General features: G+C 61.4%; 21 protein-coding genes. 12 read left to right on the forward strand and 9 right to left on the reverse strand.

Annotated elements, in window-relative coordinates; all coding sequences use genetic code 11:
• Positions 1-10: 10 nt before the first annotated feature.
• From AB4Y87_RS09370 to AB4Y87_RS09385, 4 genes are all read right to left on the reverse strand, one after another.
• Positions 11-1,054 carry a pilus assembly protein TadG-related protein gene (locus tag AB4Y87_RS09370; RefSeq protein WP_442004078.1) on the reverse strand — a complete coding sequence of 348 codons (1,044 nt, stop codon included), beginning with the start codon at positions 1,052-1,054 and terminating at the stop codon, positions 11-13.
• The gene (locus AB4Y87_RS09375; protein ID WP_442004079.1) at positions 1,042-1,449 is read right to left on the reverse strand and encodes a TadE/TadG family type IV pilus assembly protein; all 408 of its coding nucleotides are present in this window, start codon (positions 1,447-1,449) and stop codon (positions 1,042-1,044) included. The genes AB4Y87_RS09370 and AB4Y87_RS09375 overlap by 13 nt, the downstream gene beginning before the upstream one ends.
• Positions 1,450-1,578: 129 nt before the next feature.
• The gene (locus tag AB4Y87_RS09380; RefSeq protein WP_442004080.1) at positions 1,579-1,779 is read right to left on the reverse strand and encodes a Flp family type IVb pilin; all 201 of its coding nucleotides are present in this window, start codon (positions 1,777-1,779) and stop codon (positions 1,579-1,581) included.
• A gap of 330 nt (positions 1,780-2,109) precedes the next feature.
• Positions 2,110-2,754 (reverse strand): prepilin peptidase, encoded by a 645-nt coding sequence (locus AB4Y87_RS09385; protein ID WP_442004081.1) that lies wholly within the window; start codon positions 2,752-2,754, stop codon positions 2,110-2,112.
• A gap of 287 nt (positions 2,755-3,041) precedes the next feature.
• Between AB4Y87_RS09385 and rplM the strand changes: the two genes are divergently transcribed.
• The 3 genes from rplM (at position 3,042) to glmM (ending at position 5,572) form a co-directional block, all read left to right on the forward strand.
• Positions 3,042-3,485 (forward strand): 50S ribosomal protein L13, encoded by a 444-nt coding sequence (gene rplM / locus AB4Y87_RS09390; protein WP_442004082.1) that lies wholly within the window; start codon positions 3,042-3,044, stop codon positions 3,483-3,485.
• Positions 3,486-3,523: 38 nt separating this feature from the next.
• Positions 3,524-4,030: a 30S ribosomal protein S9 gene (gene rpsI, locus AB4Y87_RS09395; protein ID WP_216925110.1), complete on the forward strand. Its 507-nt coding sequence runs from the start codon at positions 3,524-3,526 to the stop codon at positions 4,028-4,030.
• Between the two features lie 177 nt (positions 4,031-4,207).
• The gene (gene glmM, locus AB4Y87_RS09400; protein ID WP_223946542.1) at positions 4,208-5,572 is read left to right on the forward strand and encodes a phosphoglucosamine mutase; all 1,365 of its coding nucleotides are present in this window, start codon (positions 4,208-4,210) and stop codon (positions 5,570-5,572) included.
• Between the two features lie 100 nt (positions 5,573-5,672).
• Here the strand turns inward: glmM and AB4Y87_RS09405 are convergent, their stop codons facing one another.
• Positions 5,673-6,521, reverse strand: coding sequence for a D-alanyl-D-alanine carboxypeptidase family protein (locus AB4Y87_RS09405; RefSeq protein ID WP_442004126.1), 849 nt, complete (start codon positions 6,519-6,521; stop codon positions 5,673-5,675).
• 21 nt (positions 6,522-6,542) lie between these two features.
• Entirely contained in the window at positions 6,543-7,508 is a 966-nt protein-coding gene (coaA, locus tag AB4Y87_RS09410; protein ID WP_223946540.1) for a type I pantothenate kinase, read from the reverse strand.
• A gap of 144 nt (positions 7,509-7,652) precedes the next feature.
• Between coaA and glmS the strand changes: the two genes are divergently transcribed.
• The 8 genes from glmS to AB4Y87_RS09450 all read left to right on the forward strand — a co-directional run bounded on the left by glmS (position 7,653) and on the right by AB4Y87_RS09450 (position 20,420).
• A complete protein-coding gene (gene glmS, locus AB4Y87_RS09415; protein WP_442004083.1) occupies positions 7,653-9,536 on the forward strand; it encodes a glutamine--fructose-6-phosphate transaminase (isomerizing) in 1,884 nt (627 codons plus the stop codon).
• 4 nt (positions 9,537-9,540) lie between these two features.
• Positions 9,541-9,888, forward strand: a complete 348-nt coding sequence (locus AB4Y87_RS09420; protein WP_216925115.1) for a holo-ACP synthase — start codon at positions 9,541-9,543, stop codon at positions 9,886-9,888.
• 18 nt (positions 9,889-9,906) lie between these two features.
• The gene (locus AB4Y87_RS09425; RefSeq protein WP_442004084.1) at positions 9,907-11,478 is read left to right on the forward strand and encodes an NAD(P)H-hydrate dehydratase; all 1,572 of its coding nucleotides are present in this window, start codon (positions 9,907-9,909) and stop codon (positions 11,476-11,478) included.
• Positions 11,479-11,547: 69 nt separating this feature from the next.
• The gene (gene glgX / locus AB4Y87_RS09430; RefSeq protein WP_442004085.1) at positions 11,548-13,893 is read left to right on the forward strand and encodes a glycogen debranching protein GlgX; all 2,346 of its coding nucleotides are present in this window, start codon (positions 11,548-11,550) and stop codon (positions 13,891-13,893) included.
• Positions 13,890-16,202: a malto-oligosyltrehalose synthase gene (treY, locus tag AB4Y87_RS09435; RefSeq protein ID WP_442004086.1), complete on the forward strand. Its 2,313-nt coding sequence runs from the start codon at positions 13,890-13,892 to the stop codon at positions 16,200-16,202. The genes glgX and treY overlap by 4 nt, the downstream gene beginning before the upstream one ends.
• A gap of 70 nt (positions 16,203-16,272) precedes the next feature.
• Positions 16,273-18,057, forward strand: coding sequence for a malto-oligosyltrehalose trehalohydrolase (treZ, locus tag AB4Y87_RS09440; RefSeq protein ID WP_442004087.1), 1,785 nt, complete (start codon positions 16,273-16,275; stop codon positions 18,055-18,057).
• A gap of 69 nt (positions 18,058-18,126) precedes the next feature.
• The gene (gene mgrA, locus AB4Y87_RS09445; protein ID WP_442004088.1) at positions 18,127-19,164 is read left to right on the forward strand and encodes an L-glyceraldehyde 3-phosphate reductase; all 1,038 of its coding nucleotides are present in this window, start codon (positions 18,127-18,129) and stop codon (positions 19,162-19,164) included.
• Between the two features lie 170 nt (positions 19,165-19,334).
• Positions 19,335-20,420, forward strand: a complete 1,086-nt coding sequence (locus AB4Y87_RS09450; RefSeq protein ID WP_442004089.1) for an inositol-3-phosphate synthase — start codon at positions 19,335-19,337, stop codon at positions 20,418-20,420.
• Positions 20,421-20,916: 496 nt separating this feature from the next.
• Here AB4Y87_RS09450 and AB4Y87_RS09455 read toward each other — a convergent pair whose 3' ends face one another.
• Positions 20,917-22,605, reverse strand: coding sequence for a formate--tetrahydrofolate ligase (locus AB4Y87_RS09455; RefSeq protein ID WP_442004090.1), 1,689 nt, complete (start codon positions 22,603-22,605; stop codon positions 20,917-20,919).
• A gap of 104 nt (positions 22,606-22,709) precedes the next feature.
• Positions 22,710-23,954, reverse strand: coding sequence for a D-inositol-3-phosphate glycosyltransferase (mshA, locus tag AB4Y87_RS09460; protein WP_442004091.1), 1,245 nt, complete (start codon positions 23,952-23,954; stop codon positions 22,710-22,712).
• A gap of 145 nt (positions 23,955-24,099) precedes the next feature.
• Between mshA and AB4Y87_RS09465 the strand changes: the two genes are divergently transcribed.
• Entirely contained in the window at positions 24,100-24,633 is a 534-nt protein-coding gene (locus AB4Y87_RS09465) for a GNAT family N-acetyltransferase (RefSeq protein ID WP_442004092.1), read from the forward strand.
• Between the two features lie 13 nt (positions 24,634-24,646).
• On the opposite strand, the gene AB4Y87_RS09470 is transcribed toward AB4Y87_RS09465, so the two are convergent.
• Positions 24,647-26,023, reverse strand: coding sequence for a 6-phospho-beta-glucosidase (locus AB4Y87_RS09470; protein ID WP_442004093.1), 1,377 nt, complete (start codon positions 26,021-26,023; stop codon positions 24,647-24,649).
• Between the last annotated feature and the right edge of the window lie 12 nt (positions 26,024-26,035).

A 26,035-nucleotide genomic window follows, 5' to 3' on the forward strand; every position in this document is an offset into this window, starting at 1 on the left:
CAGTGAGCGCCTATTTGGTGAGCGTTACAACGGACGCTCCATAGTTGGGAATGCCACCCGATGATTGAGAACCTTCTTCGAGCGACACGAAGCGGGAGAAGTAGCCCTGGAGGGCCCGGCAATTGCCTGTGCAGCTGGGTGCGGCAGGGTCCAATTTCTGGCCCCCATCGAACTTGTATCCAGTGACCTGAAAGGCTGCAAAACCGATAAGGGTGTACTTTGTCTTATTGCCGTTTTGCGCTGCTGTTTTGAAGAGTGGTATTAATGCTGGCTCGTCCATGATGTGGGCAAGCACTGAATTGCAGGTAGCCCCGTTAGGGAAGTGGTTACCGGGCTGGCCCTGTACTACGGCGCTAATGCTTATGTCAGTCGAGCAGCCCGACGTGGTCTCAAGCCAGCCAAAGCCGCCGGGCTGGTAGCCATTTTGTGCTACGCACCCCCCAACTGCCGGAGCGTTCGTGTCGTAGCGAAGCGTGACATGAGTGGGAATTGGATCGCCTGTAAAGGTGCCAGTCGAATTGAGTGAGGCAAGCTGCGCTGGCGAAAGGTACTTTTTGAAAACACATTCACTGACGGTCCAAGGCAATGTCGTAGCACTCTTCGGAGCACCCCAGGACGCTTCCGCTGTCGCGCCTACAGTGGCAGTTTCAATCCCGAAGGCCTGTGCGAAGAACAGTGAGAAACTGTTTGCACCGGAGCCTGCATCCCGGGCATTAGTCACTACCCGAACTGTTGTGGCTGCCGGGAATGTGACGACGGCACCGCTGGAGTTGTCGTTCGCGTTGCTATTGGCGAATTGATTTCCTGTTGTTGTGCTGTTGCCGCAGCTTCCCCCGGCGCAGTCGGTGGCAATCGCCAGTGCGGCGGCATCGGCGCCATTTTGCAATTGCGCCTTCTCCGCATACAGAGCCCCTACATCAACAGCCAAGGCGGCAAAGCCCAAGAGGACCACCATGAGCCCGGCGACGATGATCGTGGCAGCACCGCGCTCCTGGGACTCCTTGGCATCGTCCTGCAACCGGCGAAGACTGTGGAAATTCCTTAGCCACCGCATCTCATCACTCCTACGCCAGTCATGTTCAGCGGGAAAATGCCCGGGCCACCAAAGAATCCGGCATCAAGGAAGCCGGACATGGAAGGCAAGGAGACACTGGTTGTCACAGTGACGTTGGAGCCCGGGGCACAGCTTGCGGCATTATCACTAACTGAAACTCCGAGGCCGTTAAGGGAGGGTGCTGCAGCCAAAGCTTTACCAGATACGTTCAGACCACCATCCTGGTAGTGAACGGCTGCATAACGAGCACCCTCCCGCGCTGCCTCTGTGAGCGACACTTGGACGTTGAGCACCCGCCCAAATTCCATAATCCCGATTAAGATCAGCAGTAGCAGCGGCAGCAGAATTGCCATTTCCACGGCGACTGCTCCGCGCTCTTTTTTCTTCGATTTCACGACTGTCTCCCAGACCCGGATCCGCGATGGGATTGCGGTAATAGCGTTTAAGAGGAATGGCCGGCGGCTGTGGACTGTGTGTAGGCCACGGCCACCGGCCAATGCAACATCTGTGTCAGAGCGAGGCAATCACGGCGTTATCGAGGTGGTCACGCCATTGAACAGGGTTGCGATGGCCGTGCCCAAGGGGCCAACTGCAAGAGCAACCACAACGGCGATCAGGGCGACCATGAGGCCGTATTCCACCATCGTCGCGCCCTTCTCCTCGGAGGTGAAGCGGTCCTTGACGCCGGCGATGTACGAAGTGATGGTGAACATAAGAGCAGACATTGGAAAATCCTTCCCAGATGAATTTTTGGGTTTGGTAAATAATGGTTATAGGTCCAGCAAATTATCGGAATTTGCCTTCGATTCCCGAACTACCCCCATGTTGCGTTTAGCGGTTCGGAATTCGATGAGATAAGAATTCACCCTGGACGTACCGCTGAACAATGCGTAGTCGTACTCGAATTCCTGCAGCGCCTATCAGCGATTCACCCGTAGAAGGGCAGGGGAGTACTCAGTTTGGAAGTCAAAAAAGGTGAGCGACTACTTGGAATAGACAGCAACCTTACTTCTTTGAGCCCATGAAGCGCCCGGGGAATGAGAAGAAGCCGAGCCCTACTGAAGTAGGAGAGTCACGCTCAGTGCCGCGATTACCATGGCTGGCCCGTGAGCTGTTTCTGCGGGCTTTTCCTTGCGGTTGAGCCGTAACATCAGCACCGTGAGCACCCCGCCCACCACGAATCCCAGTAGTCCGCCATAGAGTACTTGCTTCCAACCCAAGTACCCCAAGTACAGTCCGACGGGTGCTGCGAGCTTCACATCGCCCATTCCGAGGCTTCTCGGAGAAATAAGTCCCAGAATCAGGTAGCCAACGAAGAGTATGAGGCCGCCGGCGAGTGCTCGGAGCAGCTCGGGCCAGGCGGGATCCAGTGCAGCGGAAGCCGCAAGGAGGACAAAACCACCCCCAAGCAGGAACAAAACAAGGGGGTTGGGCAGCAAATGGAGAGTGAAATCAATTCTCGAAAGCTGCACCCCAAGAAGTGCCAATAAAAGGAACGCCGGCAATTCCGCGGCAAAACCAAAGCGCCACCCCAGCAAGGCAAACAGCAGTGCGGTGACTGCCGCCGTCGTGATCCGAACGCCTGGGGAGGGGAGTCCACCGAGTCGCGGCAGGGCGCGGGCGATCACGAACTCCACGGCCGGACTCAACAGCAAGCCGGCGACGGCGAGCAGGAGCAGGAAAACGGGACCGTTGGTCATGTATTCTCCCTCAAAGCGCATGCGACCCCGAGGGGCGGATACCCCATTTTGACCCGGACGGCCCGTTGAAGGTATTGTTTATAGTCGTTGTGCGTGTCCTATCTCGATGACACATGCCTTCTCGGGGATCCAGTTGCAGGGTCGCTAACTCAAGGGGCATATCGAGATTCTGGGATGACTGGTCTATAGAGCCCTCACCTCTGCTCCGGTAACGCATACATAGTAGGTACACGCCTCACTGCGTGTCGCCTAAAACATGAACGCCAGAACAAGAACGAGGCAAAACCGTGCGTACGTACACCCCGAAGCCCGGCGATATCAACCGCCAGTGGCACGTCATTGACGCCACCGACGTTGTCCTTGGTCGTCTTGCCAGCCAGACCGCAACACTGCTGCGCGGAAAGCACAAGCCGACCTTTGCGTCCCACATGGACATGGGCGACTTCGTCATCATCATCAACGCTGAAAAGGTTKCCCTCACCGGCGCCAAGCTGGAGCAGAAGCGCGCATACCGCCACTCCGGTTACCCGGGCGGCCTGACCTCCGTCAACTACGCCGAGCTGCTGGAATCCAACCCGGTTCGCGCTGTTGAGAAGGCCATCAAGGGCATGCTCCCCAAGAACTCCCTCGCCGCTCAGCAGCTGGGCAAGCTCAAGGTCTACGCAGGCCCCGAGCACCCGCACGCTGCGCAGCAGCCGAAGACTTTCGAAATCACCCAGGTCGCCCAGTAGTCCTGGCCACCAAACAACTTTTTATTACAAGGAGAACCGTGGCTCAGAACGAAGAACTGACCGCCGAAGCCGTCGAGGCTGAGGAAACCCTCACCAGCTACACCTCTGAAAGCACATCTGTTGAAGATGCGCCCAAGAAGGAGCGCCCGGCACTGACCGTTGCCGGTGCAGCTGTTGGCCGCCGCAAGGAAGCCGTTGCACGCGTTCGCGTCATCCCGGGTTCCGGCAAGTGGATCATCAACGGCCGCACGCTGGAGAACTACTTCCCGAACAAGCTGCACCAGCAGGATGTCAACGAGCCCTTCAAGATCCTTGATCTTGAAGGCGCCTACGACGTCATCGCCCGCATCCACGGCGGTGGCATCTCCGGCCAGGCCGGTGCACTGCGCCTCGGTGTCGCTCGCTCGCTGAACGAGATCGACGTCGACAACAACCGCGCCACCCTCAAGAAGGCCGGTTACCTGCGCCGTGACGCCCGCGTCATCGAGCGTAAGAAGGCTGGTCTCAAGAAGGCACGTAAGGCTCAGCAGTACTCCAAGCGCTAATCTGCGCTTGCTCGAAAGCCCGTTCCGCCGTTTCGGCGGGGCGGGCTTTCGCCGTTTAAGAAGTTGCTCTTTATGCAGTTCAAAGAGGCGTGCTGGGAGCCGGATTTGACCTGCGCACATGACGTTCCGACACGCTGCTGGACGGGTGGTGTCCCGTCGTCGTCTAAACTTGAGCCGATGTCTAGATTATTTGGAACAGATGGCGTGCGCGGTCTCGCGAACGGATTGCTCACCGCCGAGCTGGCTATGCAGCTGGCCCAGGCCGCCGCCGTCGTACTCGGCCATGACCGCACAACCGATGGCAAGCGGCCACGCGCCGTCGTCGCCCGGGACCCCAGGGCGAGTGGCGAGTTCCTTGCCGCCGCCGTCGAAGCGGGGCTCTCCAGCTCCGGCATCGATGTCTATGACGCCGGGGTGCTGCCCACCCCGGCTGCGGCCTACCTGGTGGCAGACCTCGACGCCGATTTCGGCGTTATGCTCTCGGCCTCCCACAACCCTGCCCCGGACAATGGGATCAAGTTCTTCGCACGCGGCGGCCAGAAGCTGCCCGACGACGTCGAGGACGCCATCGAAGCACAGCTGGGCAAAGAGCCACAGCGCCCCGTGGGCGGCGACGTCGGACGCATCCAGCGTTTCTCCGACGCTGAGGACCGCTACATTGTCCACTTGCTCGGCACCCTCCCCAAGCGCCTCGAAGGCCTGAAGGTTGTCCTGGACTGCGCACACGGCGCGGCGAGTGGTTGTTCGCCGCAGGTGTTCAAGGACGCCGGCGCAGACGTAGTCGTCATTGGCGCCGAGCCGGACGGACTGAACATCAACGACGGCGTCGGCTCCACCCACTTGGGTCCGTTGAAGGAAGCGGTGGTCAAGCACGGTGCGAACCTCGGCATTGCCCATGACGGCGACGCCGACCGCTGCCTTGCTGTAGACCACGAAGGCAACGAAGTAGATGGCGACCAGATCATGGCGATCCTGGCGCTGGCACTCAATGAAGCGGGCAAACTCAAGGACAGCATCCTGGTTGCCACGGTCATGAGCAACCTCGGACTTAAGATCGCCCTTCGCAATGCCGGCATCACCATCCGCGAAACGGCTGTTGGCGACCGTTACGTGTTGGAGGAAATGCGCGACGGCGGCTACAACCTGGGTGGCGAACAGTCCGGCCACGTGATCTTCTCCGACTACGCCACCACTGGCGATGGAGTGCTCACCGGGCTGCAGCTTGCTGCGCAGGTGGCCCTGACTGGCCGTAGTTTGAAAGAACTCGCTACTGCGATGACCAAGCTCCCGCAGCTCATGATCAACGTCAAGGGCGTGGACAAGGCCCGTGCAGGCACCGACGAAGGCGTGGCCGCAGCGGTAGCCGCTGCTGAACTGGAACTGGGTGAAACCGGGCGCGTGCTGCTCCGTCCGTCCGGAACCGAGGCCCTGGTGCGAGTCATGGTGGAAGCTGCCGACATGGAGACGGCTGAGCGGATTTGCAACAGCCTGGCTGCCGTAGTCAAAGAACGCCTGAGCGCTCCCAGCGAACTGGCTGTCTAGAACCCAAGCAACCTCGGCCCGCTTTCCTGATCACCGGTTTACTGGTTTGCAGGAGGGCGGGCCGCACTGGTTAAAAGGACGGGCTCTAAAAGGACCGGCGCTACAGGTAGTCCGGCGCTGCTTCCAACCCGAAGTACTCCTCAAGCGTTGCGATGCCTCGGGTGTTCATCTCTGTCGCTGCTTCGACGCCGATGTAGCGCAGGTGCCAGGACTCGTAGAAGTATCCGGTGGTTTCGTGGAACATCCATGGATAGCGGACGATGAAACCGAATTTGTGCGCGTTGGCTTTGGCCCAAATAGCCGCGGGTTGGTCGGCGAAGCAGGGTTGAAAACTGCAGGCACCTCCGCCGTCGCCAATGTCAAAGGACCAGCCCGTTTGGTGTTCGGAATGACCGGGGCGTGCCGAAGCCCGGTCGGCTGCCACCTGGCCGCTGCTGGCGACGTAGCCGTTGTAGGTGACCACCTGGGTGGAATAGGAACGGTACCCGGATGCCAATGCCATGACGACGCCCTCGGCCGCCGCTGCGGCGAACATCTTTTCTGCGGCAGTCGCCGTCGTGCTGTTCATTTGTGTGGCTTCGCCGCTGACGGCGAGCCGGATGTCTGGTTGAACCAAATCCGCTGGGACATAGTTTTGTGGATTCAAGGGCCTGTGCTTGTTGACCACCACCCACGGGCTGGCTGGATCGGTCAGCGAGAACTGCTTGGCTGCGGCCTGAGAGGGCGCTGCGGTGGGAGGGCTGCTGGAAGGTTCCGTAGCCGCCGCGGGCGTAACTGCAGTGACTTGAGTTGGCGTGGCGCCTGAGGCAGGGCCGGACGGTGTCGTCGACGTGCCGCCAAGGGAGGTCGCTGCAGGGGAGGCTGCGGGGCCATCCGGAGTGCAGGCAGTCAGTGCGGCCAGGCCTGCGCCAGCGGTGAGGAGACCCGCGAATGCCCGGCGGCTGGGCATCGGCTGAGGTTGGATGTCCACTTAGACCTTCCGCAAAAGCATGCGGCGTATGGAGTGGTCCGCATCCTTGGTGAGTACCAGCTGTGCGCGGCCACGGGTGGGGAGCACGTTCTCTTCGAGGTTCGGCTCATTGATGCGCTTCCAGATACCGCGGGCCGTTGACTCGGCATCTTCGTCGGACAGGGTGGCGTAGCGGTGGAAGTAGGACTCCGGCTGAGCGAAGGCCGTGGTGCGGAGCTTCCGGAATCGATCCACGTACCACTCCTCGATGTACGAGGTCTTGGCGTCAACGTAGATGGAGAAGTCAAAGAAGTCGCTCAGCGCGAGGCCCTGCTTGCCATCCATGCGGGGTCTTGCAGGGGCCAGAACGTTGAGGCCTTCCACAATCAGGACGTCCGGGCGGCGGACAACAACTTCCTTGCCCGGGACGATGTCATAGGTGACGTGGGAGTACCACGGTGCCCGGACTTCCTCGGCTCCGCCTTTGATTTCCGACACAAAACGCAATAGCGCACGTCGGTCGTAGGACTCCGGGAAACCCTTGCGTTCCAGCAAATGCCGGCGCTTCAGCTCGGCCAGCGGGTACAGGAAGCCGTCTGTGGTGATGAGTTCTACGTTGGGTGTTCCCGGCCAGCGCCGCAGCATTTCACGAAGAACACGGGCGATGGTGGACTTTCCAACAGCCACGGAACCGGCCACACCGATGACGAACGGGGTGCGCTGCGTTTGCTCACCCAAGAACGTGGTTGTCGCCGCGTGAAGTTGATGGGAAGCCTCTACATAGAGGTGCAGAAGCCGCGAAAGGGGGAGGTATACCTCCCGCACTTCCTTCATATCCAGGGGATCGCCGAGGCCTCGGAGGCGGAAAATGTCCTCTTCGTTGAGGGGCTGCTCCATCTGTGCTGCGAGCCGGGACCACGTTTGGCGGTCCAGCTCAACAAAGGGGGAAGCGCCGTCGCCGTTTGCTTCGGTGCGTTGCAAAGTCACGTTCTGATTCTGCCCTTAGCCCGGCGGATCAGGAAATGCGCGACGACGTGAAGGTGAATTGTGGGTGATTAACCAGTCACTGGCAATACGAGGAGAAGGGATGTCCCACATCAGTTGTTTGACCTAGCCGTTAGGCTTATACCCATGTGTGGAATCGTAGGCTATGTTGGCAATTCGTCTCGTAAGGCAGCTGGTCACAGCGCCCTTGACGTCGTCGTGGAGGGGCTGCGTCGTCTTGAGTACCGCGGCTATGACTCCGCTGGCGTCGCAGTGGTGGCTGATGGAACCATCTCGTCCCGTAAAAAGTCCGGCAAGTTGAGCAACCTGATCAGTGAACTGGAAGCAAACCCGGTTCCCGAATCCCTGACCGGCATTGGCCACACCCGTTGGGCCACGCATGGTGGGCCCACCGACCGTAACGCACACCCCCACCTTTCCGACGGCGGGCGTCTGGCGTTGATTCACAACGGCATCATCGAAAACTTCGCCGAGCTCAAGCAAGAACTGCTGGGTAAGGGCGTCACCTTCGAGTCGGAGACAGACACCGAAGTTGCTGCCGCACTGGTTGGCGACATCTTCCGCAACGAACTCAACGGCAACGGCGGCGACCTCACCCACGCGATGCGACTGGCCTGCCAGCGCCTGGAAGGTGCATTCACCCTCCTCGCCGTCCACGCGGACCAGCCCGACGTCGTCGTGGCCGCCCGCCGCAACTCCCCGCTCGTGGTTGGCCTTGGCGACGGCGAGAACTTCCTCGGCTCGGACGTTTCCGGCTTCATCGACTACACGCGCCGTGCCGTGGAACTCGGTCAGGACCAGATCGTCACCATCACCGCGGACTCCGTGGAGATCACAGACTTCTTCGGCGCTCCCGCTGAAGGCAAGGAATACCACGTTGACTGGGACCCGGCTTCTGCCGAAAAGGGTGGCTTCAGCTCCTTCATGGAGAAGGAAATCCACGACCAGCCCGACGCCGTAGCCCAGACTCTGCTGGGACGCTCGGACCTCAACGGAAAGCTGACGCTGGACGAAGTCCGCATCGATCCGGAGCTCCTCAAGCAGGTAGACAAGATCATCGTTCTGGCATGCGGTACCGCAGCCTACGCTGGCCTGGTTGCCAAGTACGCCATCGAAAACTGGTGCCGTATCCCCACGGAAGTGGAGCTCGCACACGAGTTCCGTTACCGCGATCCGATCGTTGACGCCAACACCCTGGTGGTTTCCATCAGCCAGTCCGGCGAGACCATGGATACGCTCATGGCCGTCCGCTACGCCCGCGAACAGGGCGCCAAGACGATCTCCATCTGCAACACCAACGGTTCCACCATCCCGCGCGAATCCGACGCCGTGCTCTACACCCACGCTGGTCCGGAGATCGCAGTTGCATCCACCAAGGCGTTCCTCGCCCAGATCACTGCCGCCTACCTGCTTGGCCTTTACCTGGCCCAGCTGCGTGGCAACATCTTCTCCGGCCAGATCAAGGACGTCCTCGCGGACCTGAACAAGATCCCGGCCAAGATTCAGAAGATCCTGGACAACGCAGGTCCCTTGCGCGAACTCGCACGCAGCATGAAGGACGAAAAGTCCGTCTTGTTCCTGGGCCGCCACGTTGGCTACCCGGTGGCCCTGGAAGGCGCCTTGAAACTCAAGGAAATTGCCTACATCCACGCTGAGGGCTTCGCCGCCGGTGAACTCAAGCACGGACCGATCGCCCTGATCGACGACGGCCAGCCCGTTTTCGTGGTTGTCCCGTCCCCGCGTGGTCGTGACTCCCTGCACTCCAAGGTTGTCAGCAACATCCAGGAAGTCCGCGCACGTGGTGCCCGTACGCTGGTCATTGCTGAAGAAGGCGACGAGTCGGTCAAGGACTATGCGGAGCACGTGTTCTACGTACCGGAGACGCCCACGCTGCTCATGCCGCTGCTCACCACCGTGCCGCTGCAGATCTTTGCTGCTGAACTGGCCGGGGCGAAGGGTTACGACGTCGATCAGCCGCGTAACCTCGCCAAGAGCGTGACCGTAGAATAACCGCATGATTGTTGGCATTGGCGTAGACGTCGTAGACATCGAGCGGTTCGCCCGGCAACTCGAGCGGACCCCCGGACTTCGGGACAGGCTGTTCGTTCCTGCGGAGCGCGAACTCAACACCAGATCACTCGCGGCCCGCTTCGCTGCCAAGGAAGCGGTGGCCAAGGTCCTGGGTGCTCCCGCAGGCATGAATTGGCAGGACTGCTGGATCGGTCTTGACCAGAATGGTCCTACCGTCCAGGTCAAAGGAACGGTCTTGGCCGTGTCTGATGCCAAGGGCGTTAAGCGCTGGCACCTGTCCATGAGCCACGATGGCGGCATCGCTACGGCGTATGTCCTCGCCGAGGGCTAAACGGACCTATACATAACGATGATCAGCGCCTTCACTGGACAACAGATCAGGGATGCGGAACAACCGCTCCTGGACTCCGGTGAGGGCGCTGTTCTCATGCAACGGGCCGCTTACGGCCTGGCGCAGGAAGTGGTTCGCGTGGTCAAGGCCCGGCGCAAGCTGACCGGCGCCAGCGTCACAGTTCTTGCAGGCAAAGGCAATAACGGCGGTGACGGCCTCTTTGCCGCTTCCATGCTTGCCCGCCGCGGCATGCGGACGACGGCGGTCCTCGCCTCGGCGGAAGTCCACCCTGATGCTCTGGCGGCATTTCGGGCGGCGGGTGGCCGTGTGCTGCGACTGGATCCCGGCAATGCCGAGGAGCTTGCCGTCCTCTGCGCTGGTGACGATGTCATTATCGATGCCCTATTGGGCACCGGCGCGCGGGGCGGATTGCGTGATCCTTCTGCGGAGTTTGTTGCTTCCCTTCAGGAGCTGAAGCCCCGCTGTGTGGTGGCGTGCGACCTCCCCAGCGGGCTGGATGCGACCACAGGGGAAGTCCACTGGCCGGTGTTGGACGCCGACGTCACTGTGACTTTCGGTGGCATCAAGGCCGGTTTGATGACAGACCCCGGCGAAGGCTGTGCGGGACGCGTGGTTCTGGTGCAGATTGGGATCGAAGACTCCCTGGCTACCCCTGAGTTGTGCCGGCTTGATGCCACGGACCTGAATTCCTTGCTCCCCAAACCCGGACGCCGCTCCCATAAATACTCCCGTGGCGTGCTGGGCGTAGTCGCCGGCTCATCTCGTTTTGCCGGGGCAGCCGTGCTGAGCGTCCATGCGGCAGCAGTGACCGGCGCTGGGATGGTCCGCTATGTAGGGCCGGAATCTGCGGCACGCCAAGTTCTGACGCGGACGCCGGAGGCCCTGTGGGAGACGGACGAGCCTGGCCGCGTCCAAGCGTGGTTGCTTGGTCCTGGTGTGGACGGGGAGGACCAACTCGGACGTGCCGGGGACGCTGCGGAGTCAGCGATTGCCGCTGAGCTGCCATGCGTCGTCGATGCCGGAGCCTTGAGCATCCTGCCGGAGCGTTGTCCCGCACAGTGGATCCTCACGCCTCACGCTGGGGAGCTGGCCACGTTGCTGGCGTCCCTTCCGTCCACGGGTGAGGTCGCCGTGACCCGCGAGGATGTCGAGTCCCGGCCGCTGCACTTCGTACGGCAAGCAGCCGAACAAACCGGCGCCACCGTCCTGCTGAAGGGTGCCACCACACTGGTGGCCTCGCCGTCGGGCGTTGTTTTCAGTCAGTCCGAGGGCACCGCCTGGATGGCGACTGCCGGCAGCGGTGACGTCCTGGCGGGCATTCTGGGCGCATTGCTGGCGCAATCTGTGGACTCGGTCAAGGACGACGACGGCGCGTACGCGGCCCTGGGTTTGAAACTGGACGACCGCTGGGCTGCTGTGGCCGCGGTTGCCGCCAGTGTTCATGGCCGAGCAGGTGCGATCGCGTCGAAAGATTTTGATGGTGGCCCCCTTACAGCCTCGGCGATCTTGGCAGCGGTACCGAGCGTCATAGGTTCGCTGACTGCGGAATACGACCGCACAAGACCGTAAGGTTACTGTCCGTGTCAGGGGTCATGAGTAGGCTTGCAGCAAGTTATCCGCATCACCAGAGGAGAACGCATGGAAGTCTGGCCTGGATCGGCCTATCCGCTTGGAGCCACCTTTGACGGCACCGGCACCAACTTCGCGCTGTTCAGCGAGAAGGCCGAGAAAGTGGAACTGTGCCTCTTCGACGACGACGGCGGGGAAGTCCGCGTAGATGTCAGCGAGGTGGACGGCTACGTGTGGCACTGCTACCTGCCGCAAGTCCAACCGGGACAGAAATATGGCTATCGGGTGCACGGACCTTACAACCCCGATGCCGGCCAGCGGTTCAACCCCAACAAGCTGTTGCTGGACCCATATGCAAAGGCCATCCACCGGCAGATCGACTGGGACCCGGCACTGTTCTCCTACAACATGGGGGACCCGGACTCCCGGAACGACGCCGACTCCGCACCGCACATGATGCTGGGCGTCGTCATTAACCCGTTCTTCGACTGGGACGGCGACAAACTACTGAAGATTCCGTACCACAAGTCCGTCATCTACGAGGCACACGTCAAGGGACTTACCCAGCTGCATCCAGAGGTTCCCGAGGAACAGCGCGGAACCTACGCCGGCGTGGCCCACCCTGCGGTCATTTCCCACCTTCAAAAGCTCGGAATCACGGCGATCGAGCTCATGCCGGTGCATCAGTTCGTCAATGACGGGATCCTGCAGGACAAGGGCCTGAACAACTACTGGGGCTACAACACCATCGGCTTCTTCGCCCCGCATAACAGCTACAGTTCCAAGGGTGATACCGGCCAGCAGGTCCAGGATTTCAAGGCCATGGTGCGTTCCCTGCACAACGCCGGGATCGAAGTCATCCTGGACGTCGTTTACAACCACACGGCTGAAGGCAACCACCTCGGACCTACCCTGTCATTCAAGGGCATCGACAATTCCGCGTACTACCGCCTGGTGGAGAACGACCAAAAGTACTACATGGACTACACCGGCACCGGCAACTCATTGAATGTCCGCAGTCCGCATTCACTTCAGCTGCTGATGGATTCGCTCCGCTACTGGGTGACGGAGATGCACGTGGACGGGTTCCGTTTCGACCTCGCGTCCACCCTGGCCCGCGAATTCTATGACGTGGACAAGCTCTCAACCTTCTTCGAACTCATCCAGCAGGACCCCGTCGTGTCTCAGGTGAAGCTCATTGCCGAACCGTGGGATGTGGGTCCGGGTGGATACCAGGTGGGCAACTTCCCGCCGCAATGGACGGAATGGAACGGCCAGTACCGGGACACTGTCCGCGACTTCTGGCGCGGAGAACCCTCCACGCTCGGTGAGTTCGCCTCGCGTCTGACAGGCTCTGCCGACCTCTACGAACACTCCGGGCGCCGGCCTGTGGCATCGATCAACTTCGTCACTGCCCACGATGGCTTCACCTTGGCCGATCTCGTGTCGTACAACGAGAAACACAACGAGGCCAACGGTGAGGGCAATAACGACGGCGAATCGCACAACCGCTCATGGAATTGCGGCGTTGAAGGCCCCACGGACGATCCCAAGGTTCTAGGCCTCAGGGCCCGACAACAGAGGAACTTCATCGCCTCGCTTTTCCTGTCACAAGGCGTCCCCATGCTCCTGCATGGCGATGAACTTGGAAGGACGCAGCACGGCAATAACAACGGTTACTGTCAGGACTCCGAGCTCACCTGGATCAACTGGGATAGCGTTGACCAGCCCTTGGTGGAGTTCACGGCTGCTGTTAGCGCCCTGCGGGCCAAACACCCCAGCCTCCGCCGAAGCAGATTCTTCGATGGCCGGCCGGTGTTGCGAGGCGAGGGCGAGCGGCTTCCGGACATCGTATGGCTGGATGCCGACGCCAGCACCATGACGCCCTCGGATTGGGACACCGCGCTGGGCCGTTCTGTTGGCGTGTTCTTGAACGGTGACGGCATCCACGGACGGGACACACAGGGCCGCCGGATCACCGATGTCAATTTCCTCCTCTACTTCAATGCGGACGCGGACGAGGTTGGGTTCCGGGTGCCATCAGACGAATATGCCCCTGCGTGGGACGTCATGATCGACACCGGGGGTGAAGGCGCTGATTCAGACGTCGTGAAGGCGGATCAGATCCTGATGATCGCTGCGAAGTCACTCGTGGTGCTTCGTGCCCACAGCACACCAGAGTCTGAGCCGGACCACTCTGTGGCCGCCTCCCTTGCCGCCCTAAGTCAGACGAGCACGCCCGAAACGGCGTCGCTCACGGCTCCTGCGGTGGATTCGAAGCGGACAGATTCGTCGACGAACGCTCGGTCTAAGAATGGGTCAGAGGCGGTCAGCGCTTCCGACGGGGGAGATCCACCCGTTGCGGAATCAAAACCCGCACGGAGGCGCCGTACTTCGAAGAAGGCGGACTCATGAGGACCCCCGTGTCAACGTACAGGCTGCAAATCCGCCAAAGCTTTACGCTTCAGGACGCCGCGGAACTCACCGGGTACCTGCACAACCTTGGGGTCGATTGGGTCTACGTATCGCCGATCCTCACCGCGGAAGAAGGCTCAGACCACGGTTATGACGTCACGGATCCTTCGTCCGTGGATCCTGCCCGTGGCGGAGCCGAGGGTCTGGCTGCGTTGTCCAAGGCCGCGCGCTCGAAAGGACTTGGCATCCTGGCGGACATCGTTCCCAACCACATGGGTGTCGCCTCGCCAGGACAGAATGCCTGGTGGTGGCAGCTCCTGAAGGAGGGTCGCTCGTCCAAGTACGCGGAAGCGTTCGACGTCGACTGGGACTTCGGCGGCGGAAAGATCCGTATCCCCGTGCTCGGCAGCGATGACGACCTTGGGCAACTCACTGTGGTGGACGGCGAACTGCACTACTACGATCACCGTTTCCCGTTGGCCGAGGGCAGCTTCAGTGCTGGAGACAGTCCGCAGGAGGTTCATTCGCGGCAGCACTATGAACTGGTGGGCTGGCGCCGCGCGGACGCTGAATTGAACTACCGCCGCTTCTTCGCAGTCAATACCCTGGCAGGCGTCCGCGTCGAGGTTGCGTGGGTATTCGATGAGGCGCATGAGGAAATCGTGCGATGGTTCCGCGGAGAGCTGGTGAATGGTCTCAGGATCGATCACCCCGATGGGCTGGCGGATCCTGAAGGGTATCTTGCAAGGCTTCGCAAGGAGACGGGCGGGGCGTACCTCCTGGTGGAGAAGATCCTTGAGCCGGGAGAGAAACTGCCGGAAACCTTTGATTGCGAAGGCACCACAGGGTATGACGCACTGGCGGACGTAGACCGTCTGTTCGTCGATCCCGCGGCCGAGGAATACCTGGACTCCCTCGATGCCCGGCTGCGGGATGCGGCTCAACCGGCCGACTATGAGGACATGATCCACGGGACCAAACGGCGCATTGCCGATGGCATCCTGAGGTCCGAAATCCTCCGGTTGTCCCGGCTTGTTCCCGAGTCACCAGAATTGCCGCGGGACGAGGTAGCCGATGCCCTGGCCGAGATTATTTGCTGGTTCCCCGTCTACAGGACCTACCTTCCGCACGGCCAGGAAATCCTGGAAGAAGCCATAGAACGCGCTGGGCAACATCGGCCCGGGCTCCGGTCTGTGCTGAACGGGCTTCGGCCTCTCCTGACTGATACCACAGGGGAACTCGCCCGCCGTTTCCAACAGACCTCCGGCATGGTTATGGCCAAGGGTGTGGAGGACACCGCATTCTTCCGCTACACACGCTTGGGGACGCTCACCGAAGTGGGCGCTGATCCCAGTGAATTTACGCTTTCCCCTGATGGGTTCCACGAGCGCATGACACGTCGTCAGGCAGAGATCCCGCTCTCCATGACCACGCTGAGCACCCACGACACCAAGCGCAGCGAGGACGCCCGGGCCAGGATTTCGGTGATTTCCGAATCTGTCCCCGAATGGGAACTCTTCCTTGGCACTGTCCAGGAGCTGGCGCCCATCCCGGACGGTCCGCTGGCCGCCCTAGTTTGGCAGTCCATTGCAGGCGCTTGGCCCGCCGATCGTGGGCGCCTCCAATCGTATGCGCTCAAGGCCGCCCGCGAAGCCGGAAATTCGACCAACTGGACCGACCCCAACCTGGACTTCGAGCGTCATTTGGCTGCCGCCGTCGACGCCGTTTTTGACGTCCCCGAGGTCGCTGCCGCGTTGGAGAATTTCGTGGAGGAACTCGAACCTTACGGAACTTCGAACTCGCTCTCAGCCAAGCTCATCCAATTGACCATGCCCGGCGTTCCGGATGTCTATCAGGGCACAGAGTTCCGGGATGGGTCACTGACTGACCCCGATAACCGGCGACCAGTGGACTTCCAAGCCCGGACCGCGGCGCTCGCGGAACTCGATGCTGGTGCGCGGCCTGAGTTCACGGACGAATCTGCCAAACTGCTGGTGGTCTCCAGGGCGCTCAGGTTGCGTCGGGACCGGCCAGAGCTGTTCGGCGGCTACGGGCCTTTGCACGCGAGCGGCGCGGCAGCTGAGCATGTGGTTGCATTCAGCCGCGGTGTGGACGCGCCCGGTGCCATTACCGTTGGCACGCGGCTGCCCAAGCGCCTCGCCCGTGAAGGCGGTTGGCGGGATACGGCCATCGACTTGCCGGTCAACTGCCATGACGAACTGACCGGGACCACGTACGACGCCGGTTCCGTCGCGGTTGCTACGCTGCTGGAGCACTACCCGGTCGCACTGCTGGTGCCCGCTGACTGATCCGCTGAACACGAACACCCAAACCAACACCGCCACTGCAACGCAAGCTAAAACAAGCACAGGGGACACGATGCTGGAGCACGCTGCTGGAAAAAACCGTTATGACGTCTGGGCGCCCAACGCCGGATCTGTGAAGCTGCTCGCCGGAGGTAGCGAGCACGCCATGGAACAAATCCACGACGGCGGCGCTACAGGATGGTGGCGCGCGTCCGCAGAGGTCACTGGCCAGGAAGGTGACGCAGTTGCGTACGGGTACATCGTGGACGGCGAGGGGCCGTTTCCCGATCCGCGCTCGAGGCGGCAGCCGGACGGGGTGCATGGATTGTCCGCTACCTTCGATCCTGCCGCCTACCACTGGGGGGATGGTGAGTGGAAGGGGCGCAGCCTCAAGGGATCCGTCATCTATGAGCTCCACCTGGGCACGTTCACTCCCGAAGGCACACTGGACGCAGCCGCCGGGAAACTCGACTATTTGGTTGACCTGGGCGTCGACTTCATCGAATTGCTTCCGGTCAATGCATTCAACGGAGTTCACAACTGGGGTTATGACGGCGTGCTGTGGTACGCCGTCCACGAGCCCTACGGTGGCCCGGAGGCCTACCAACGGTTCGTCGACGCCGCCCACGCCGCAGGCCTGGGCGTCATCCAGGATGTGGTCTACAACCATCTTGGACCCAGTGGCAATTACCTGCCCAAATTTGGCCCCTACCTGAAATCCGGGGAGGGGAACACGTGGGGCGATTCAGTAAACCTCGATGGTCCGGGCTCCGACGAGGTACGCCGTTACATCCTGGAGAACGCGGCGATGTGGCTCCGCGACTATCACGTGGATGGGCTCAGGCTAGACGCCGTGCACGCCCTGCGCGACGAACGTGCCGTGCACATCCTTGAGGACTTTGGCGCGCTGGGAGATCAGATCGAAGCGGAAACCGGGGTTACCAAAACCCTGATTGCAGAATCGGACTTGAACAATCCGCGGCTCATCTATCCCCGTAAGGACAACGGATATGGCTTGGAAGGCCAATGGAGCGACGACTTCCACCACGCCCTGCACGTGAACCTTAGCGGTGAAACCACCGGGTACTACGCGGACTTCGATTCCCTCGCTGTCCTCGCCAAGGTCCTCGAGCACGGCTTCCTCCACGATGGCAGCTACTCAAGCTTCCGGGGACGCCACCACGGTCGGCCGATCCGGCACGACCTCGCGCATCCTTCCGCGTTGGTAGTTTGCCTGCAAAACCACGACCAAATCGGCAACCGCGCCACCGGTGACCGGCTAACTGCATCCCTATCTTTTGGTCGGCTGGCGATCGGCGCAGTGCTGACCATGACATCCCCTTTCACACCCATGCTTTTCATGGGCGAGGAATTCGGGGCTTCCACGCCGTGGCAGTTCTTCACCTCGCACCCCGAACCGGAATTGGGGGAGGCCACAGCGAAGGGCCGGATCAAGGAATTTGAACGAATGGGCTGGGACCCTGCCGTTGTGCCCGACCCCCAGGACCCGGAAACTTTCAAGCGCTCAAAGCTGGACTGGGACGAGCCCAGCGCCGGGGACCACGCCCGCCTGTTGCAGCTGTATCGGGATTTAGCACAGCTGCGCAGGAATACGCCGGAGCTGGTGAACGGAGGTTTTGGCGCGACCACGGTGGAGTTCGACGACGACGAGCACTGGCTGGAGATGACCCGCGGCGCCATCCGCGTGGTGTGCAACTTTGGTGACGAGCCGCTGGATTCGCCTATGGGTGGGTCCCTGCTTCTGGCAACCGACACGGAAGTAGTCCTCGACGACGGTTCGCTGACCCTGCCCGGTGGGAGCGCCGCCGTCGTGCGTGTCCAGCAAAGCGAGCAGTGACAAGGGTGACGGCGCCCACATTGCGGACAGCCCGAACACGGTGATCTGTGCAGTGGCAGGATGGTACGTATGACTTATTCGGCTGCGGAAAACCGTTACGAAACCATGCCCTACCGCCGCGTTGGACGCAGTGGTCTCAAGCTCCCCGCTATCTCGCTGGGCCTTTGGCACAACTTCGGCGACGACAAGCGGTTCGACGAACAGCGCGCCATCCTGCGCCGTGCCTTCGATCTGGGTGTCAACCACTTCGACCTCGCCAACAACTACGGCCCGCCGGACGGATCGGCAGAAACGAACTTCGGGCGCCACCTCAAGGACGACTTCAAGCCGTACCGTGATGAGCTCGTCATCTCCACGAAGGCCGGCTACTACATGTGGCCGGGCCCGTACGGTGAATGGGGATCCCGCAAGTACCTGATCTCCAGCCTTGACCAGTCCCTGCAGCGGATGGGCCTGGACTACGTCGATATCTTCTACAGCCACCGTCCGGACCCCGAGACGCCGTTGGAGGAAACCATGGGGGCGCTGGACTACGCGGTCCGGTCCGGCAAAGCCTTGTACGCGGGTATCTCTTCCTACACCCCCGAGCAGACGGTCGAGGCAGCCCGAATCCTGAAGGAACTCGGCACCCCTCTGCTCATCCACCAACCCAGCTACTCCATGCTGAACCGATGGACCGAGAACGGTTCGCCGAACCTCTACGAGGCACTGGACCAGGTGGGCGCCGGCTCCATCGCCTTCTCTCCTCTTGCCCAGGGGATGCTGACCAACCGCTACCTCAACGGTGTTCCGGCTGACTCACGGGCCGCAAAGGAACGGTTCCTCTCTGAATCCGCATTGACGGAGGACAAGCTGGACCGCGTTCGGGGACTCAACGCCATCGCCGAAGGCCGTGGACAGACCCTCGCACAGATGGCCATTGCATGGATTCTCCGTGACCAGCCGAAGGGCTCTCCCGTAACATCCGCGCTTGTTGGGGCGTCCAGCGTTGCGCAGCTTGAAGACACGCTGAGTGCCATCAACAACCTGAAGTTCACTACTGATGAGCTGACTGCGATCGATGAGTTCGCGGTCGAATCCGACATCAATCTGTGGGCGCAGAAGTAAACCGAGGGAAAAGACATAAAACAGAAGGGGCCGGCGGGAACAAAGCCGGCCCCTTCTCTGTTGGCTACAATGCAAGTGTGCGCCAACTGGCGCCGTGCCAATCAGTCGTGCTCTGAGCTCAGTCAGAGTTTGCGCCTGGCACCTGAGGTTTAGTTCTCAAAAGGAGTTCCGTGTCTTCACATCCGATTCGTGTTGCCATTGTCGGCGTAGGAAACTGCGCCGCATCGCTGGTCCAAGGTGTTCAGTATTATCGCGACGCTGACCCCAAGGCCACGATCCCGGGTCTGATGCACGTCGAGTTCGGCCAGTACCACGTCAACGATGTTCAGTTCGTTGCTGCTTTCGATGTTGATAGCAAGAAGGTTGGACTGGACCTGGCCGACGCCATCGGCGCCAGCGAAAACAACACCATCAAGATCGCCGACGTCCCTGCCACCGGGGTGACCGTCCAGCGTGGACATACCCTTGACGGCTTGGGCAAGTACTACCGCGAGACCATCGTCGAAGCTCCCGAGGAGGACGTCGACATCGTTGCTGTCCTCCGCGAAGCGAAGGTAGACGTCATGGTTTGCTACCTGCCCGTTGGTTCGGAGCAGGCTGCCAAGTTCTATGCCCAGTGCGCCATCGACGCTGGCGTGGCCTTCGTCAATGCCCTCCCCGTCTTCATTGCTGGCACCAAGGAGTGGGCTGACAAGTTCACTGCAGCGGGTGTTCCGATCGTGGGCGACGACATCAAGAGCCAGATCGGTGCCACCATCACCCACCGCGTGATGGCCAAGCTGTTCGAGGACCGCGGCGTCACCTTGGACCGCACGTACCAGCTGAACGTTGGCGGCAACATGGACTTCAAGAACATGCTTGAGCGCGATCGCCTTGAGTCCAAGAAGATTTCCAAGACGCAGGCCGTCACCTCCAACGTTGAGGCCGAGCTTCACGCTGACGACGTCCACATCGGGCCGTCCGATTACGTTGCCTGGCTGGACGACCGCAAGTGGGCCTTCGTCCGCCTCGAGGGCCGCAACTTCGGTGATGCTCCCGTTTCCCTGGAATACAAGCTCGAAGTATGGGATTCCCCGAACTCCGCTGGTGTGATCATCGATGCCATCCGCGCCGCGAAGATTGGCCTGGACCGCGGCATTGGGGGCCCGCTGCTCTCCGCATCCAGCTACTTCATGAAGTCCCCGCCGGAGCAGTTCAACGACGACCTGGCCCGCGACAAGGTTGAAGCCTTCATCCGCGGCGACATCGAGCGCTAAAGCCGAGCGCTAAAGCCCGCGCCCTTTAAAGACCGAGCGCTGACAAAAGACGCCTTCCCACTCCCGTGGGAGGGCGTCTTTTGTGCTTCCGATGCTCTCTCACATCCTGACGCTTTTCGCCGGTCCCTCTCTCACTTACCACCGGATTTGGACGGTTGCTCTCTCACGTACCGTCAACCTTTTGGGGATCGTGCGGAGGTGATAGAGGATCGGTGGTTATGCCGGTGGAGGTGACAGAGGATCGGTGGGAAGGCGGGTGGAGGTGATAGAGGATCGGTGGGAAGGCGGGTGGAGGTGATAGAGGATCGGTGGGAAGGCGGGTGGAGGTGATAGAGGATCGGTGGGAAGGCGGGTGGAGGTGATAGAGCATCCGTGGAAAGTGGCGTGGAGGTGATAGAGCGTCGGTGGTATGCCGGTGGAGGTGATAGAGGATCGGAGGAAAGCGGCCTGGAGGTGATAGAGGATCGGTGGAAAGCGGCCACGATGTGAGAGAAGGTCAGAAGAGGCCTGTGGGTTTGCCGTCCGCATCGACGTCCATGCGCATGGCTGCCGGTTCCTTGGGCAGTCCGGGCATGGTCATGACGGCACCGGTCAGCGCGACAATGAAGCCCGCGCCGGTCTTGGGGATGAGTTCGCGCACGTGTACCCGGAATCCCTTTGGCGCCCCGAGCTTGGATGCGTCGTCCGTGAACGAGTATTGCGTCTTGGCCATGCAGACGGGGAGCCCGCCCCAGCCATTTTTTTGAATGTCCACAAGTCGCTTCTGTGCCGGGACAGAAAATTCGACGCCGTCTGCGCCGTAGATCTCCTGCACAATGGTCCGGATCTTGTCCTCCACAGAAAGTTCCAGTGGGTACAAGTGGTGGAAATTTGATGGCCCTTGCACTGCCGCTGCCACCTTGGACGCGAGCTCATCCCCACCATCGCCTCCGCCGCCACGGCCCCAGACATCGGCGACGGCGGCTTCCACGCCTTCCGCTGCGCACCACTTCAGCAGCCACTGAAGTTCTTCGTCGGTGTCGGTGTTGAATTTGTTGATGGCGACGACCGGCGAAATGCCGAACTTGGCGACATTCCCAACATGGCGTTTGAGGTTTTCCACCCCAGCGGCTACAGCGTCCACGTTGGGCTCGCTGAGTTTGTCTTTTGGAATTCCGCCTTGCATCTTCAGCGCCCGGATCGTTGCCACGACAACGACGGCGGACGGCGCCACGTCAGCGATGCGCGACTTGATGTCCATGTACTTTTCGGCACCCAGGTCCGCGCCGAATCCAGCCTCGGTGACCACGATGTCCGCAAGTTGCTGCCCGGTCCGGGTTGCTATGAGCGAGTTGCACCCGTGGGCAATGTTGGCGAAGGGCCCACCATGGACCAGTGCCGGCGTCCCGGCGATGGTCTGGACAAGGTTTGGTTTGATGGCGTCCTTCAAGAGCAGAGTCAGGGCACCCTCCACCCCAAGGTCCGCAACAGTTACGGGTTGGCGGTCGAAGGTGTAGCCGAAAGTGATGCGGCCCAAGCGTGCACGAAGGTCGTTCAAGTCCGTGGCGAGGCAGAAAACGGCCATGATCTCGGAGGCCACTGTGATGTCAAAGCCATCTTGCCGGGGTACGCCCTGGGCCGGACCACCCAGCCCGATAATGATTTCCCGTAAGGAGCGGTCGTTCATGTCGATGACCCGTTTGAACGTCATGCGGCGGGGGTCGATTCCGAGGTTGTTGCCTTGGAAGATGTGGTTGTCCACCAGTGCCATGAGGGCGTTGTTGGCCGAGGTGACGGCGTGGAAGTCGCCGGTGAAGTGGAGGTTGATATCGTCCATGGGCAGCACCTGCGAGTAGCCGCCTCCGGTTGCCCCGCCCTTCATGCCAAGGATCGGCCCGAGTGAGGGTTCGCGGAGTGCGATCATCACTTTGTGGCCGGCACGGGCGAGGGAATCGGCGAGCCCTACAGTGGTTGTCGATTTGCCTTCGCCCGCAGGGGTGGGGGACATGGCTGAAACGAGGACTACCTTGCCGGGCGCCTTGCCCTGAGGGAGCACAAGCTTGGCCGGATTGATCTTGGCTTTGTAGGGCCCATACAGTTCCAATGCGTCCACGTTGATGCCCGCCCGTCGTGCAATCTCTTCGATGGGCAGGATGGTGGCGCTATGGGCTATCTCAAGATCGCTCAGGCCCTTGTTTTCAGACATCGTTGTCCTTCGGCTTAGTGCTTACGCTGTGTGGGCCGACGCTCCGCGCCCGCCTACGCTGTGCGCGACAATCTATCAGTCAGCAGCCAGTAACCGCGTGAGGTTCACCGCCGGGGGACCAGCAGGCCGCTGACAGATTCGCGGTAGCTTTCCAAGGTGATCGCAGCAGTGCGCTGCCAGCCAAAGGATTCGGCATGGGTTGCGGCCAAACGGCCCATGTCCTCGCGTGTCTGGACGTCGTCGTACAAATCCTCGAGGGCATCAGCCCAGTCGGAAGGATCGTGACCATCCACGAGGATGCCTGTCCGGCCATCGGAGATGGCGCGAGAGAGCCCACCAACGTTGGTGGCCACCACGGGGGTCCCGCACGCTTGTGCTTCCAAGGCCACAAGTCCGAAGGATTCGCTGAAAGAGGGCATCACTACGACATCGGCGGAGCGGAACCAGCTGGCAAGCTCGGGCGCTACAACCGGCGGACGATGCGTGACGATGTCAGCCAGCCCGGCCTCCTCGATGATGTGCTGCAGGTTGAAGTCCTTGGCGCCGCTGAGCGAGCCCAGAATGGTCATTTCCAAATCGATGTCTGGCCTGCGCTTTCGCAGGATGCCGGCTGCTTTGACGAAGACCTGGGGACCCTTGAGCCGTTGGATCCGGCCCGCGAACAGAATATGGAAGCTGTCCGGCCTGACATCGCGCTGGGCTCGGGATTTACGACGGAATGATGGCGTGAAGATCTGGAGGTCGACCCCCGGAGGCGCGATGTCGATCCTGTCGATATCTGCACCGTAGTGGGAGACCAGCTCGTCTGCCTCGGAAGCTGTATTGGCGATGAGACGGGTAGCTCCATCAACGATCCTCTGCTCGCCTTCCTCCCGACGCCGCGGCTCGGGGCGCTCACCGGACTCGAGAACAAGGTTCTTGACCTTCGCCATGGTGTGCATGGTGTGGATCAGCGGAACACCCCAGAGCTCAGAGAGTTCCAGACCCGCAACCCCGGACACCCAGTAATGCGAATGGATGGCGTCGTAGCGGCCGTTCGGTTGCTCGTGCCGGATTCGATCGATCTGCTCCACCATCTGATGGAGCAGGGCAGGCAATTCTTCCTTCGGGACTTTCCGCCGTGGTCCGGCCAGGACGTTGTGGACGCATACACCTGGACCGGGATGTTCGACGGCGGCCTGGCCGGCTTTGGTGGAACGGGTAAAAATCTCTACCTCTACGCCGGACTCCGCCAGTGCGAGGGCCAGTGCCCGCACATAGACGTTCATCCCCCCAGCGTCACCTGCCCCTGGCTGCTCCATGGGGGAGGTGTGCAGTGAAAGGAATGCCACCCGCCGGATCAACGGCACACTTTCCTCCTTCGTGTGAAGCCAACTTGTGAAGCCAAACCACTTTTGCCCTGCAGAAAACACTACTCCTGAAGCCGAGCACTACATGGCGCCGATCCTGGCTATGTGGACAAGCAATCCCGGCTAAGTGGACAAGGCTGCTAGCGTGTGCGCTGTGAGCCAAGAAACCCTTTTCGACATTCGCCCAGCCACATCCGAAGATTGGCCCGGTATCTGGTCCGTCATGGAGCCCATCATCCGTGAGGGGGAGACCTTCACCTGGGACCGCGACACCACTGAAGAAGCTGCCCGTGACAAGTGGATGAAGGAAGCGCCGGGCCAAACGTTTGTGGCGGTGCGTACTGCGGATGGGCCGCACCCCGGAGGCGAGGTCCTGGGCACCGGCGAGTTCCATGCGAACCAGGCCGGTGGCGGCAGTCATGTGGCGAACGCCGGGTACATGGTGAGCTCCAAACATTCGGGCCAGGGAATTGCACGGGCGCTGTGTGCCTACTCGTTAAAAGAAGCCAAAGCGGCAGGATTCCGCTCCATGCAATTCAATGCTGTGGTGGAGAGCAACGTCCGCGCGGTGTGGTTGTGGCAATCGATGGGTTTCCGCATCCTGGCCACGGTCCCTGAGGCCTTCGATCACCCTGAAATCGGCTACGTCGGCCTGCATGTGATGTACCGGAAGCTCTAGGAGCCCACACAAATCATTTCCAGAGTCCCCGCAGATCCCGGAAGGCTGCCTCGTAGCCGTCAAGGAGTTGCGCGCCCAGCGACGCAGAACCTACCAGCGGGTGGGCGGCAAAGGCTTCCACTGCAGCGTCGCGGTCACCGTCCCGCACTGCCCGGACCGTCAGCCGCTCCACTTCCTTGACGTGTTGCATCAGGGTGAGGAACTGCCCACCCGGCCGTTCCTGCGCAAGCGGCAGGGCGCCGTCGGGTGTTACCTCGCACGGAACTTCGACGACGGCGTCCCCCGGCAGCCCGGGCACGGCGACTTCCGCCTCACCAGCCGAGGACGGGGAGACGGGCGAATTGGGCACATTGAGGATCAACTGCGCCGTCCCACCTCCGGATAGAGCCCGCATCACGGACAACGCCACACGCTCATAGCCGCCCCCGGCGAGGTCTTCCTCGTCGCGGTGCTCCCCGTGAGTACGGGCCTCGGCCAAGTAGCCTTCCTCCCGGGAGCGCCGGGCCGCATCCCACAGGGCGTAGGCGTTGGCGGATTCCACCAGGGAAGGGTAGAGCGTGCTCTGTTGCTGGTGGATGGAGGCCCCACGCGTTTCGCGTTGCTTCAGGATGGCTTCCGTGGCCTGCCCGGTTTCGTAGTAGTAGTAAAGGTATTCATTGGGCAGGCAGCCAAGTTTCTCCAGGGTGTGCTGGCCGAACAAACGCCCTTCTTCGATTGTTTCGAGCGCCCTACGATCCGATAGCAGGCCAGGCAGGAGGTCTCGGCCACCGGGTGCCAGCCGGTACAGCCAGCCGAGGTGGTTCAACCCGAAGTAGCCCACGCCGTCGAGCGTGCCTTCTTGGAGGGGTGAACCGGCGGCCCTTGCCGCGCGCTGGACCAGGCCGCCGGCGGAATCACAGATCCCAATGACCTTTCGTCCCAGCACCGGCACGAGTGCCTCGGTCACCATCCCGGCGGGGTTGGTGAAGTTGATGAGCCACGCATCCGGGCAGTGATGCAGCATGGCCTCGGCAAGCTCCAGCATGTGCGGAATGGTGCGGAGGGCGTAAGAGATACCGCCCGCGCCCGTGGTCTCCTGCCCCAGCAAACCCAGGTCCAAGGCCACGCGTTCGTCGGCGATCCGGCCTTCCGTTCCACCAGGGCGTATCGCCGCAAAGACCATATTGGTGCCGGTGAGTGCCTGCAACAGGTCCGTGGAAATCACGACGGCGGGCCGGGAGCCTTCCGGGGTGGGCATATCGTGGAGGACCGCTTCGATGGCGGCGAGACGTGCGGGATCGACGTCGTAAAGCACCACCTCGTCCACCAGTCCCGCGAACGGACCCGTACATAAGGCACGGTACACAAGGGGTACCCGGAATCCGCCGCCACCGGCGATCATGAGCCGCATGATCCGAGTCTA

The sequence above is a fragment of the Paenarthrobacter sp. RAF54_2 genome, from assembly GCF_052113945.1.
GTDB lineage: Bacteria > Actinomycetota > Actinomycetes > Actinomycetales > Micrococcaceae > Arthrobacter.